This is a genomic window from Streptomyces macrolidinus, from assembly GCF_023887685.1.
GTDB classification, from domain to species: domain Bacteria; phylum Actinomycetota; class Actinomycetes; order Streptomycetales; family Streptomycetaceae; genus Streptomyces; species Streptomyces macrolidinus.
In genome coordinates, this window is record NZ_JAMWMR010000007.1 from 59,486 (window position 1) to 71,512 (window position 12,027).

The 12,027-nt window shown below is 69.9% G+C and carries 15 protein-coding genes; 10 read left to right on the top strand and 5 right to left on the bottom strand.

Translation table 11 applies throughout. The features are described from left to right. Entirely contained in the window at nucleotides 1–396 is a 396-nt protein-coding gene (locus tag NGF19_RS10815; RefSeq protein WP_252424417.1) for a PLD nuclease N-terminal domain-containing protein, read from the bottom strand. A gap of 332 nt (nucleotides 397–728) precedes the next feature. On the opposite strand from NGF19_RS10815, the gene NGF19_RS10820 reads away from it, so the two are divergent. The 8 genes from NGF19_RS10820 to NGF19_RS10855 all read left to right on the top strand — a co-directional run bounded on the left by NGF19_RS10820 (nucleotide 729) and on the right by NGF19_RS10855 (nucleotide 7,530). After that, nucleotides 729–2,186, top strand: a complete 1,458-nt coding sequence (locus tag NGF19_RS10820) for a menaquinone biosynthesis decarboxylase (protein WP_252424418.1) — start codon at nucleotides 729–731, stop codon at nucleotides 2,184–2,186. Nucleotides 2,187–2,268: 82 nt separating this feature from the next. After that, nucleotides 2,269–3,171, top strand: coding sequence for a menaquinone biosynthesis prenyltransferase MqnP (mqnP, locus tag NGF19_RS10825; RefSeq protein ID WP_252424419.1), 903 nt, complete (start codon nucleotides 2,269–2,271; stop codon nucleotides 3,169–3,171). 46 nt (nucleotides 3,172–3,217) lie between these two features. Further along, nucleotides 3,218–3,793, top strand: a complete 576-nt coding sequence (locus NGF19_RS10830; RefSeq protein WP_252424420.1) for a Uma2 family endonuclease — start codon at nucleotides 3,218–3,220, stop codon at nucleotides 3,791–3,793. Between the two features lie 103 nt (nucleotides 3,794–3,896). Continuing rightward, entirely contained in the window at nucleotides 3,897–4,577 is a 681-nt protein-coding gene (locus NGF19_RS10835; RefSeq protein ID WP_252424422.1) for a UbiX family flavin prenyltransferase, read from the top strand. A 153-nt stretch (nucleotides 4,578–4,730) separates the two neighbouring features. Further along, nucleotides 4,731–5,186 (top strand): Lrp/AsnC family transcriptional regulator, encoded by a 456-nt coding sequence (locus NGF19_RS10840; RefSeq protein WP_252424424.1) that lies wholly within the window; start codon nucleotides 4,731–4,733, stop codon nucleotides 5,184–5,186. 93 nt (nucleotides 5,187–5,279) lie between these two features. Beyond that, complete coding sequence (gene mqnE / locus NGF19_RS10845; RefSeq protein ID WP_252424426.1) at nucleotides 5,280–6,443, top strand: aminofutalosine synthase MqnE; 1,164 nt, start codon at nucleotides 5,280–5,282, stop codon at nucleotides 6,441–6,443. A gap of 159 nt (nucleotides 6,444–6,602) precedes the next feature. Beyond that, nucleotides 6,603–7,127, top strand: a complete 525-nt coding sequence (locus NGF19_RS10850; RefSeq protein WP_252424428.1) for a GNAT family N-acetyltransferase — start codon at nucleotides 6,603–6,605, stop codon at nucleotides 7,125–7,127. Between the two features lie 97 nt (nucleotides 7,128–7,224). Then, nucleotides 7,225–7,530: a DUF4229 domain-containing protein gene (locus tag NGF19_RS10855; RefSeq protein ID WP_252424430.1), complete on the top strand. Its 306-nt coding sequence runs from the start codon at nucleotides 7,225–7,227 to the stop codon at nucleotides 7,528–7,530. On the opposite strand, the gene NGF19_RS10860 is transcribed toward NGF19_RS10855, so the two are convergent. Beyond that, nucleotides 7,499–8,365 (bottom strand): MaoC/PaaZ C-terminal domain-containing protein, encoded by an 867-nt coding sequence (locus NGF19_RS10860; RefSeq protein WP_252424432.1) that lies wholly within the window; start codon nucleotides 8,363–8,365, stop codon nucleotides 7,499–7,501. The two genes, NGF19_RS10855 and NGF19_RS10860, sit on opposite strands and share 32 nt — an antisense overlap. Before the next feature lie 181 nt (nucleotides 8,366–8,546). On the opposite strand from NGF19_RS10860, the gene NGF19_RS10865 reads away from it, so the two are divergent. Further along, nucleotides 8,547–9,752 carry a cytochrome P450 gene (locus tag NGF19_RS10865; protein ID WP_252424434.1) on the top strand — a complete coding sequence of 402 codons (1,206 nt, stop codon included), beginning with the start codon at nucleotides 8,547–8,549 and terminating at the stop codon, nucleotides 9,750–9,752. Between the two features lie 36 nt (nucleotides 9,753–9,788). Here NGF19_RS10865 and NGF19_RS10870 read toward each other — a convergent pair whose 3' ends face one another. Both NGF19_RS10870 and NGF19_RS10875 read right to left on the bottom strand, forming a co-directional pair. Continuing rightward, nucleotides 9,789–10,103, bottom strand: coding sequence for an AzlD domain-containing protein (locus NGF19_RS10870; protein WP_252424436.1), 315 nt, complete (start codon nucleotides 10,101–10,103; stop codon nucleotides 9,789–9,791). Next, entirely contained in the window at nucleotides 10,100–10,789 is a 690-nt protein-coding gene (locus NGF19_RS10875; RefSeq protein ID WP_252424438.1) for an AzlC family ABC transporter permease, read from the bottom strand. The genes NGF19_RS10870 and NGF19_RS10875 overlap by 4 nt, the downstream gene beginning before the upstream one ends. 68 nt (nucleotides 10,790–10,857) lie before the next feature. Between NGF19_RS10875 and NGF19_RS10880 the strand changes: the two genes are divergently transcribed. Then, nucleotides 10,858–11,436: a helix-turn-helix domain-containing protein gene (locus NGF19_RS10880; protein WP_252424439.1), complete on the top strand. Its 579-nt coding sequence runs from the start codon at nucleotides 10,858–10,860 to the stop codon at nucleotides 11,434–11,436. A gap of 182 nt (nucleotides 11,437–11,618) precedes the next feature. Here the strand turns inward: NGF19_RS10880 and NGF19_RS10885 are convergent, their stop codons facing one another. After that, nucleotides 11,619–11,822, bottom strand: a complete 204-nt coding sequence (locus tag NGF19_RS10885) for a cold-shock protein (protein ID WP_043442843.1) — start codon at nucleotides 11,820–11,822, stop codon at nucleotides 11,619–11,621. Nucleotides 11,823–12,027: the final 205 nt, after the last annotated feature.

The following is a 12,027-nucleotide window of genomic DNA, read 5'->3' on the forward strand; positions in this document are numbered from 1 at the left end:
TCAGTCCGCCGAGGGCTCCTCGCCTCGCTCCCGCCGCCGCAGCTCCTCCTCGCGGCGGCGCAGGTCGGCCTCCCAGTCCTTCAGCAGCGACTCGTCCTTCTTGTTCTCTTCCTTCAGCGACTTGAGGAACTCGGGGTTGTCATCGGGCGCGACCCAGGTCGTGCGGTGGTTGCGATGCCACTCCGAGGGCGTGGCGCCGCCCGCCGGAGCCTGGCGCACCTTGCCGGCGACGAGCCAGGCGATCGGGCCGACCAGCACCTCGCCGAAGAGCAGGATGATGATCACCCAGACCACCTTGGGCAGCCCCCGCACCTGCTCCTCGGGGGTGTTCAGGCAGTCGATGAAGGCATAGATCCACAACGCGAGGACCAGCAGGAAGGGCAGATACCGGAACATGGTTGTGCGATCCCCCCAGAGGACGGTGACAGAGCCGGGGACGGCCCGGTGACGGGGTCAGGGTAGCCCGTACCCCCGACACCCTTCCGCGTCGAACCCGACGGGTCTGGGGCCTGTATGGAGTTGCCCGTCGTTCGCCCGGAGGGCGGGCGTCACGGCGTCTGGTGCGGTGCATCGCAAGGCGGAGGGTCGCCCGCGTACTGGGTGTACGCGGGTGATCCGACAACGCGGCGAGGTGCCGTGCCAGGCGTCGTGACGCAGGTGGGCAACTCCATACAGGCCCCAGGGGGTGGGCGCAGGGGCGGCGCGGCGCCTCGGCGATACTGGTGCGCATGGCTTACGACGATCTTCGGACCCTGCTCCGGGCGCTGGAGCGCGAGGGCGATCTCAAACGCGTGAAGGCGGAGGTCGACCCCTATCTGGAAGTCGGGGAGATCGTCGACCGGGTGCAGAAGTCCGGCGGGCCCGCGCTGCTCTTCGAGAACGTGCGCGGTGCGTCGATGCCGCTCGCCATGAACGTCTTCGGGACCGACCGGCGCCTGCTGAAGGCCCTCGGCCTGAAGTCGTACGGCGAGATCTCCGAGAAGATCGGCGGCCTGCTGAAGCCCGAACTGCCGCACGGGTTCGTCGGGATGCGCGAGGCCTTCGGGAAGCTCGGCACGATGGCCCATGTGCCGCCGCGGAAGGTCAAGGCGGACAGCGCGCCCGTGCAGGAGGTCGTGCTGCACGGCGACGACGTCGATCTCGACGCCCTGCCCGCGCTGTTCACCTGGCCCCAGGACGGCGGCTCCTTCTTCAACCTCGGGCTCACCCACACCAAGGACCCGGAGACCGGGATCCGCAACCTCGGGCTGTACCGCCTCCAGCGCCACGACCGGCACACCATCGGGATGCACTGGCAGATCCACAAGGACAGCCGCAACCACTACCAGGTGGCCGCCAAGCGCGGCGAGAAGCTCCCGGTCGCCATCGCCTTCGGCTGCCCGCCCGCCGTCACCTACGCCTCCACCGCGCCCCTGCCCGGCGACATCGACGAGTACCTCTTCGCCGGGTTCATCGCGGGCCGGCGCATCGAGATGGTCGACTGCAAGACCGTCCCGCTCCAGGTCCCGGCCCATGCCGAGGTCGTCCTCGAAGGCTGGCTGGAGCCCGGCGAGATGCTGCCGGAGGGGCCGTTCGGCGACCACACCGGCTTCTACACGCCGCAGGAGCCCTTCCCGGCGCTGACGATCGACTGCGTCACCATGCGCCGGCGCCCGCTGCTCCAGTCGATCGTGGTGGGCCGCCCCCCGACGGAGGACGGTCCCCTCGGCCGGGCCACCGAGCGCTTCTTCCTCCCCCTGCTCAAGATCATCGTGCCGGACATCGTGGACTACCACCTGCCCGAGGCGGGCGGGTTCCACAACTGCGCGATCGTGTCGATCGACAAGAAGTACCCCAAGCACGCCCAGAAGGTGATGCACGCGATCTGGGGCGCGCACATGATGTCGCTGACCAAGCTCATCGTGGTCGTCGACGCCGACTGCGACGTCCACGATCTGCACGAGGTCGCCTGGCGGGCCCTCGGCAACACGGACTACGCCCGTGACCTCACGGTCGTGGAAGGCCCCGTCGACCATCTCGACCACGCCTCCTACCAGCAGTTCTGGGGCGGCAAGGCGGGCATCGACGCGACGAGGAAGTGGCCCGAGGAGGGCTACACCCGGGACGGCGGCTGGCCCGAGATGGTGCTGTCCGACCCGGAGACATCCGAACGGGTGACGCGACGCTGGAAGGAGTACGGGCTCTGATGCGGCCGTACACGCTGGAAGCAGGCAGCGCGGAGACGGGGCTTCCCCGCCGCCGCGGGGATGAACCGGAGTACGCGTTCTGATGAGTTCAGCATCCGCCGCGATCCCGCAGCCAGGACGTACCAAGGCGTTCCTGCGCCTGGTGATGATCGAGCACTCCGTGTTCGCCCTGCCCTTCGCGTACATCGCCGCGCTGACCGCGATGTACAAGTGGGACGAGTCCATCCACTGGGGACGGTTGCTGCTCGTCACCGTCTGCATGGTGGGGCTGCGGACCTTCGCGATGGCGGTCAACCGGATCATCGACCGGGAGATCGACGCCCGTAACCCGAGGACCGCGCACCGCGAACTGGTCACGGGCGCGATGTCCGTCCGCCACGCGTGGACCGGCGCGCTGATCGCCCTGGTGGTCTTCCTGGGCTCCGCGGCCCTGCTCAACCCGCTCTGCCTCGCCCTCACCCCCGTCGCGGTGATCCCGATGGTGGTCTACCCCTACGGCAAGCGGTTCACGAACTTCCCGCAGGCCATTCTGGGTCTCGCCCAGGCGATGGGCCCGGTCGGCGGCTGGCTGGCGATCAGCGGCACCTGGTCCTGGGACGCGGTGATCCTCGGCCTCGCGGTCGGCGTCTGGATCGGCGGCTTCGACCTGATCTACGCCTGCCAGGACGTGGAGACGGACCGAGAGATCGGCGTCAGGTCGGTACCGGCCCGCTTCGGCATCCCGGCGGCGATCCGGGGCGCCCGGGTGTGCCACACGATCACGACGGCGCTGCTCGCGTGGTACGGGGTCACCACCGGCGCCGGGGTCTTCTTCTGGCTGGGCCTCGCGATCACGGCGGGCGCCTTCGTCTACGAGCACACGATCGTCCGCCCCCACGACCTCAGCCGCCTCGACCGCGCGTTCTTCAGCGTCAACGGGTTCATCGGCATTGCCCTGTTCGTGTGCGCGCTCCTCGACCTTCTGGTCCGGGGTCTGACCGTGTGAGTACGGTGCGGCCTACCGCCGAGGGCAGGACCCCAGGGAGGCCGCCGTGACCGTCTCGGGCATCGATCGTCTGCACGCGCAGCTCAGCAGGCTGGAGGACATGTTCCCCGGCTATGTGACGGAGATCGTCGAGGGCAGCATCGTGCTGAACCCGGTCAGGCCGTTTCACGGGAAGACGATCCAGCAGGTGTGGACGCTGCTCGGGGAACAGCTTCCGGCGGAGTGGGCCATGGTGAGCGATGTGGCGTTCCCCTTCGACGACGCCAACGAGTTCTGCCCGGATCTCGCCGTCATCCCGGCCGAGGCGGAGGCCGAGAACCGCAGCGCGTACCCGTGCGACCTGATCGAGTTCGTCGCCGAAGTGGTGTCCCCGGAGAGCGTGCGCCGCGACTACGAAGTGAAGCCGCGCTGGTACGCCTCCCGAGGCATCGCCAACTACCTGATCTTCGACCCGCTCCAGGGTCACGCCGTCACGATGTGGAATCCGGGCCCCGAGGGCTACCGAGGTCGCGACACCATCCCCTACGGCCCCGATCTGATCATCGACTCCCCTCTCGGGAAGCTGACCCTCACCACCGCCCGCCTCCCCGTCGACCCGAAGGCGCGCCCCCGGCCCTGTTGACATCGGGCACTCATCCCGCGGCCGTCGCCGGGCATATGCCCTGCCCCCCTGGGCCGGTTCTCGCTTCCGGGTGCCGGATAGGCTCGGTGTTGTGAACCCAGTCATGCCAGGAGACACGCCGCGCAGGCCTTGGATCGTGGGGGTGTCCGGCGCTTCCGGCACCCCGTATGCGGCTGCCGTGCTGCGCGGGCTCCTCGCCGCGGGGGAGAGCGTCGATCTCGTCGTCTCCCGGGCCGCGCGGCTCACGCTGCTGGACGAGACCGGCATCTCCTTCCGTGACGCGCACTGGCGGGAGGATCTGCGGGAGTGGCTGGAGCGGGGGGCCGACAGCAAGCCCGGCACCTTCGAGGTGGACCTCGACGGCGACCGCGTCCGGTACTGGAGCGCGGGCGACCTGGCCGCCGGGCCGTCCTCGGGGTCGTACCCCGCGCGCGGCATGCTGATCGTGCCCGCCTCCACGGCCTGTGTGGCCGGGGTCGCACTGGGGCTGTCCAAGGATCTGTTGCAGCGGGCCGCGAGCGTCACGCTCAAGGAGGGGCGCCCGCTGGTCGTCGCGGTACGGGAGACCCCGCTGAGCGGCCAGACGCTACGGCAGTTGGTGGCGCTGGACGACGCGGGCGCCGTCGTCCTGCCGGCCACTCCGGCGTTCTACGCGGGGGCGACCCATATCCAGGATCTGGTGGACTTCGTCGCGGGGCGGGTGCTGGACGCGGCAGGGGTGCCGCACGGCCTGTACCGGCGGTGGAAGGGAGAGCTGGGGAGCGGCTCTCGGCCCGGCGCCTAGGCGTGCCAGGGGTGGGGGCAGCGTTTCACAGCGGCGGGCCTGTGCAAGGGCTCGTCGTTGATCGTATGCGAGATTCACAGGGAGAGACCCCTGTGTTCCTTAACTTCTATACGTAGACTGCGGGAACGCCGAACAATGAAAGGCTTCGGATCTATGGATGCCGTTGACAGGCAGCTCATCCAGGCCCTGCGGGAGAACGGCAGGGCCTCTTATGCCGAACTCGGCCGACTGGTCGGCCTCTCCGGGCCCAGCGTCACCGACCGCATCAACCGCCTGGAGGCGGCCGGCGTCATCACGGGCTACCGCGCCACCGTGGACGCCGCCTCCCTCGGCCTCGGCGTGACCGCCCTCATCGGCATCTCGCTCTCCGACGACGCGGACCACGAGGACGTGGCCCAGCGCCTGAAGAACCTTCAGGAGATCGAGGACTGCTGGTTCATCGCCGGTGACGACTCCTTCATGCTCAAGGTGCGCGCGGACGACGTGGACGGCCTGGAGAAGACGATCCGCCGTCTGTCGGGAACCCAGGGTGTCTCCCGCACGCGGACGACGATCGTGCTCTCCACGAAGTGGGAGAACCGGGTCGGCGAGCTGCCCGAGCCCGAGTAGCGGCGGCGGGAAGCGGCGTTCCGTGGCGGCACCGGCCGCCCGCGGGCGGCAGAGTACGGTGGGGCGAAGTTGTCGGCAGGGAGAGGTAGAGGGATGGATGTCGGGCTCAAGCGCGAGCTGGAGGACAAGGTCCGGGCCGGTGAGCGGCTGACCCGCGAGGACGGCATCGCGCTGTACGAGTCGGACGACCTGGCCTGGCTGGGCGGCCTCGCGCACAAGGTGCGGACCCGTAAGAACGGTGACGTCGTCCACTTCAACGTCAACCGTCACCTCAACATGACGAACGTGTGCACCGCCTCCTGCGCCTACTGCTCCTTCCAGCGCAAGCCGGGCGAGAAGGACGCGTACACGATGCGCATCGAGGAGGCGGTCCGGCTCGCCACGGCGATGGAGTCGGAGAACCTCACCGAACTGCACATCGTCAACGGCCTGCACCCGAACCTGCCGTGGCGCTACTACCCGCGCTCGCTGCGGGAGTTGAAGGCCGCCCTGCCGGGCGTCTCGCTGAAGGCGTTCACGGCCACGGAGATCCACCACTTCGAGACGATCTCGGGCCTTTCGGCCTCCGAGATCCTCGACGAGCTGATCGACGCGGGCCTGGAGTCGCTGACCGGCGGCGGCGCCGAGATCTTCGACTGGGAGGTCCGGCAGCACATCGTCGACCACAAGACCCACTGGGAGGACTGGTCGCGCATCCACCGCCTGGCGCACGAGAAGGGTCTGAAGACCCCGTGCACCATGCTCTACGGGCACATCGAGGAGCCCCGCCACCGCGTGGACCACGTGCTGCGGCTGCGTGAACTCCAGGACGAGACCGGCGGCTTCCAGGTCTTCATCCCGCTGCGCTACCAGCACGACTTCGTGGACATGAAGGACGGCAAGATCCGCAACCGCCTTCAGGCGCGCACCACGATGGCGACCGGCGCCGAGGCCCTGAAGACCTTCGCGGTCTCGCGGCTGCTGTTCGACAACGTCCCCCACGTCAAGGTCTTCTGGGTGATGCACGGCGTGCAGACCGCGCAACTGGCCCTCCAGCACGGCGCCGACGACATGGACGGCTCGGTCGTCGAGTACAAGATCACGCACGACGCGGACAACTACGGCACGCCGAACAAGCTGACCCGTGAGGACCTGCTCGACCTGATCCGTGACGCGGGCTTCCGCCCGGTGGAGCGCAACACGCGCTACGAGATCATCCGCGAGTACGAGGGCCCGGACCCGGCCCGCCGGGACGAGCCGCAGCCCATGCGCCTCTGAGTCCTCCCCTCACTCCGTACCACCTCATGACAGGCCCCGGCTCCGGCCGGGGCCTGTCGCGTGTACGGGAGCGGTATGCCGCGTGTACGGGAGCGGTACGGGAGGCGGAGGGGACGTGAGGTCTTGAGCTGTCGAGGGTGTAATAGATAACATCGGTCTGTGCCTCTTACCTTCGCGCTCGATCCTTCCATGACCCCGGCCCTGCACGACGACATCCTCGACCTGTGGACCGACACGTCCAACGCGGGCGGCGCCGTGGGCTTCGTCCCGCCGGTCACGCGCGAGGAGATACGCCCGAGCCTCGTCAGACAGCTCGCGGTGATGGCCGAGGGGCGCGCCCGGCTGCTCATCGGGTACGACGAGGAGCACAAGGTGGCCGCCACCGCCTTCCTCACCTTCAACACCGACCGGATGGCGGCGCACTGGCTGTGGCTCTACACGGTGATGGTGCATCCGCGGCACCAGGGCAAGGGCTACGGCCGGGACCTGATGGCCGCCGCGGCGGACGCGGCCCGCGGCTGCGAGGGCATCGAGGCGATACGGCTCACCTGCCGGGGCGGCCACGGCCTGGAGCGGTTCTACGCCTCCTGCGGCTACAAGGAGGTCGGCCGGGTGCCCGGCGCGGTCCGGATGGCGGACGGGGACGACCGCGACGAGATCGTGATGCTGCTGCCGCTGGGGTGACACGTCCGGGCCCAACCCCCCTGCAAGATCGGCGGGCTGGTCGTGTTTCACTGGATGGTGTCCTTTGGGCCTGTCCGGAACGAAAGAGTGGTGTGACATGCTCCGCTACACGCTGATGCGCCTCGGTGTCTTCGCGGGCTGCCTCGTGGTCGTTTCGGGCCTCGTCTACTCGGGCCTCGCCCCGCGCGGCCTCGGTGACTCCAACGGCCTGTGGATCATCCTGCTCGCCCTACTGATCTCGGCCCCGATCAGCTTCGTGGTGCTGCGCAAGGAGCGGGACCGGGCCTCCGAGCAGATCGTCGGCAAGGTCGAGCGCGTGAAGGCCAACCTCGAGGCCAACCGCTCCCAGGAGGACGCGGCGGACGACACCGTCAGGACGCAGGGCCAGACCCAGACGTCGTGACGACCGTGCCGACGAGGTGAAGCCGCTTCCCGCCGCGTAGCGCGAAACGGTCCCCGTCGGCCGCGTAGGTCACCGTCCCCGGAAGCAGTACGGGCGCCCTGAACTCGGCGCGCACGCGTACGGCGGCACGGGTCGGCTGCTCGGCCAGACACCGGGCGAGACTCCACATGCCGTGCGCGATGGCGCCGGGGAAGCCGAAGAGCCGCGCGGTGACCGGGTGCAGATGGATCGGGTTCCGGTCCCCGGACGCGGTCGCGTACCGCCGCCCGACATCCGCCGCGAGCCGCCACTCGGCGAGCGCGGGCAAGGGGGCCTGATCCTCGGCGGCCGGCGCGGCGGAGGGGGCGGAGCCGACGCGATGCCGGGCCAGACAGGTGCCGGCCGACTCCCACACGAGCCGGTCCCCGGTACGGACCTCGGTGACGACGACCGCCTCCGTACCGCGCCGATGCGGCCGCAACTCCGCGACGTACACCGTGAGTTCGTACGTGTCGTGCGGGAGGAGCCCCTGCCGCTGGGTGATCTCCACGGACGTGTGCACGAGCCCGAGGAGGGGGAGTGGGAACCCCCGTCCCGTCATGATCCGCATGGCCAGAGGGAAGCCGAGGACATGCGGATAGGTGAGGGGGAGCGTGTCGACTCCGGTGGGGAACGCGCAGACACGTTCGTAGGCGGCGAGCCGGACGGGATCGACGCGTACTCCGGGGAGCACGAGGCGGGTGCGGGGGAAGCAGGCGTCGGGCCGGGGGTGCTTGAGAGGCGAGCGGAGGGCGCCGCGGGCGAGAAGGGGAGCGAGCGCGGGCGACCGACGAAGAACGACACGGTCGTGACTCATCGAAGCCCCCTGCCTCGGCCCGCTTGTCCAGGTGTGCCCCACCGTCTCACTCGATCGCAAACGACCGCTAGCCCACCTGGCCCCCGCGGTGGCGGTGCGGGGCGGGCGTCCCCTGTGCTGCGTGCTTCCATCTCGCCAGGCGTATGGAGCAGTGAAGGCGGCGGATAAGGAGAACCGTGCGATGAACCCTGGCAAGGAAGCGATCACGTGCCCGTTCGACTTCAGCGAGGCGCTGGAGTTCGACCCCTCGCTCGCGGCGCTCATGGCCCGCGAGTCCCTCACCCGGATCCGGCTGCCGTACGGCGAGGCCGACGCCTGGCTGGTCACCGGGTTCGAGGGGGTACGCCAGGTGACCACCGACCAGCGGTTCAGCCGGGCGGGGATCATCGGGTCCGACTACCCGCGGCTGACACCGGAGCCCATCGTCTCCCCGGAGTCGATCAACGTGATGGACCCGCCGCACAGCAGTCGGCTGCGGCATCTGGCATCGCAGGCCTTCACCCCGCGGCACGTGGAGGAGATGCGGCACACGATCGCCGGTCTGGCGGACACCCTGCTGGACGAGATGGCCGCACAGGACCAGCCGGCGGACCTCGTCCGGCATCTGTCGAACCCGTTCCCCCGGCAGACCATCTTCGACCTGCTCGGCATCCCCCGGCCCGACTGGCCCCGGATGCAGGAGTACGTCCATCAGTTGCTCGCCACCGGCCCGGACAGCCGCCACACCGCCGCGGCGGCCAAGGCCGAACTGCGGGCCTACTTCCTCGACTTGGTCGAACAGAGGCGGCGCTCCCCCGGGAAGGACCTGATCAGCGCGCTGGCCGCCGCCAAGGAGGGCGACGACACGTTCAGCGACGAGGAACTCGCGGTCATGGCACTGACGTTGACGCTCAGCGGCCAGGACACGGCCACCTGCCAGATCAGCAACATCGCCTATCTCCTCCTGACCCGCCCCGAGTTGATGGCACACCTCAGGCAACGCCCCGAGACCCTGACGGACGTCCTGAACGAACTGCTGCGCTACATCCCCTTCCGCAAGGGCGTCGGCATCCCTCGAGTCGCCCGCGAGGACGTGGAGATGGGCGGCGTACGCATCCGGGCGGGCGACTTCGTCCATGTCTCCTATCTGACGGCGAACCGCGACCCGGAGCGCTATCCGGAGCCGCACACCATCGACCCCGACCGGGCGGGCGCGCCGCACATGACCTTCGGCTGGGGCGGCCACCGCTGTATCGCCGTCCCCCTGGCCATGGCCGAACTCGAAGTGGCCGTCGGCCTGTTGCTGGAGCGCTTCCCCGGGCTCCGGCTGGCGATCCCGCCGCAGGAGGTGCGCTGGGACACGGAGACGATCCGCCGCTTCCCGATCGAACTGCCCGTGGCCTGGTAGAGCCCGTGACGGCGGCCGGGGCGGGATGCCGACCCGCTAGCTCACCCCGGCCGCCCGCAGCAGCGCCGTGGTCAGCGCCGCGCCCAGGACCACCACCACGAACGGCGCCCGGCGCCACGCCAGGACCCCGCCCGTCAACACCCCCGCCGGGCGCGCCCATTCGGCGAAACCGCCCGCCTCGGTGAGCGCGCCCGTGGCCAGCAGGGCGACCAGCAGCACCACCGCACCCGCCGACAGCAACCGCTGGACGTGGTCCGGCAGTTGGACGCGGCCGTGCAGCAGCGGGCCCACCAGCCGGAAGGCGTACGTTCCGACGGCGAGGGCGAGGATCGCCGCGACCATGGCCGTCATACCCGCCTCCCGAGGACGAGCAGCCCCGTGAGGGCCAGCAGCACCGGCACCCCGACCGGTACGAACGGCGTCACCGCCAGCGCCACCGCACCGCCGAGCAGCGCGGCCCGCCGTACGCCCGCGTCCTCGCGTACGGCGGGCAGGACCAGGGCGACGAGGACGGCGGGGAAGGCGGCGTCCAAGCCGAACCGGGCGGTGTCACCGAGCGCGCTCCCGGCCAGCGCGCCGCCGAGCACGCACAGGTTCCACACCGCGTACAGCCCGATCCCCGAGATCCAGAATGCCGCCCGGCGCCGCGCCGGGTCCCGCTGGGCCAGGGCGAAGGCGGCTGTCTCGTCGGTCACCAGATGCGCGCCCGCGAACCGGGCCAGGCGGCCCCGGTCGCCGAGTACGTCCGCCACGGCGAGGCTGAATGCCGCCGTACGGGTGTTCAGCAGCAGCCCGGTGGCCGCCGCGGCCACCGGTCCGCCCCCGGCCAGCAGGATGCCCACGGCGCTGAACTGCGCCGAGCCTGCGTACACCACCAGGGACATCACCACCGGCACCCACACGGGCAGCCCGCCCGCGACGGCGATCGCGCCGAAGGAGACGCCGACCACTCCACTGGCGAGGCAGACGAGTGACACATCACGGAGCAGGGAACGGTCGAGCACCGCAGACGGTGGTGTTCGGTACGGCGAACGCATGTTCCTTACAATGGACAGCGACCCCTCTGTTCGTCAAGGCGAACGATCGGACCGATGGAGCGAACAGCATGACCGACGACGCGACCGCGCCCCCTCCGGCCCGGCTCCCCCTCGACTGGATCGCCGCCGCCCTGCGCCGCGAGCGCGCCCGCGCCGGGTTCTCCCTCTCCGAGCTGGCCAAGCGGGCCGGCATCGCGAAGTCCACGCTGTCCCAGTTGGAGGCGGCGAGCGGCAATCCCAGCGTGGAGACGCTGTGGGCGCTCGGTGTGGCGCTCGGTGTGCCGTTCAGCGCGCTGGTCGAGCCACCGGCCCCGGCGGTGCAGGTGATCCGGGCGGGCGAGGGCCCGGCCGTGCACTCCGAGCAGGCCAGCTACGCGGCGACGCTGCTCTCGGCGAGCCCGCCTGGCGCCCGCCGGGACATCTACCGCGTCCGGCTGGAGCCGGGGTCGGTACGGGCGTCGGAGCCGCATATCCCGGGCTCGATGGAGCACGTGGTGGTGAGCGCGGGACGGGTGCTCGCGGGGCCGCGCGGTGAGGAGGTGGAACTGGGGCCCGGGGACTACATGGCGTACCGCGGTGACGTACCGCACGCGTACGAGGCGCTGGCGCCCGGGACCGTGCTGGTGCTGATCATGCAGCACGTGTAGGGGGTACGGGGGCGAGGCCGGTGCGGGGTGGGGGCGGGCAAAAAGCAGGAGCCCCCTGCGCCGGGGCGCGTGGGGCTCCTTGGGTACTGCTGTCCGTCCGGATCAAAGCATCAGGCTCGTGAGCGCGAGGCCCGGTGAGCCCGAAGGCCTGGAACCGAAGACCGAAGTCCGAGACCGAGGACTCAGATGGCCGTGACGTTCTCCGCCTGCGGACCCTTGGGGCCCTGCGTCACGTCGAAGCTCACCTGCTGGTTCTCCTCGAGCGAGCGGAAACCGTTCGCGTTGATCGCGGAGTAGTGGACGAAGACGTCGGGGCCGCCGCCTTCCTGGGCGATGAAACCAAAGCCCTTTTCGGCGTTGAACCACTTCACGGTTCCGGTAGCCATAAGCCCTCCTTGGGCCCAAAGGGTTGCCCTGCTCCAGAACCTGCAAGTGTGAAAACTGAACGCCCGCACTGCATATGTCTGAAAACGACGAGAGCCCGCGGTTACATGCTCCGCAGGCTCTGTACTGCAAGGAAACCAAACTGCAACTTGCGGCGAGCCTAGCACGCGGGCAGCCGAAAGCAATAGCGCTCAAGATCACGTCACC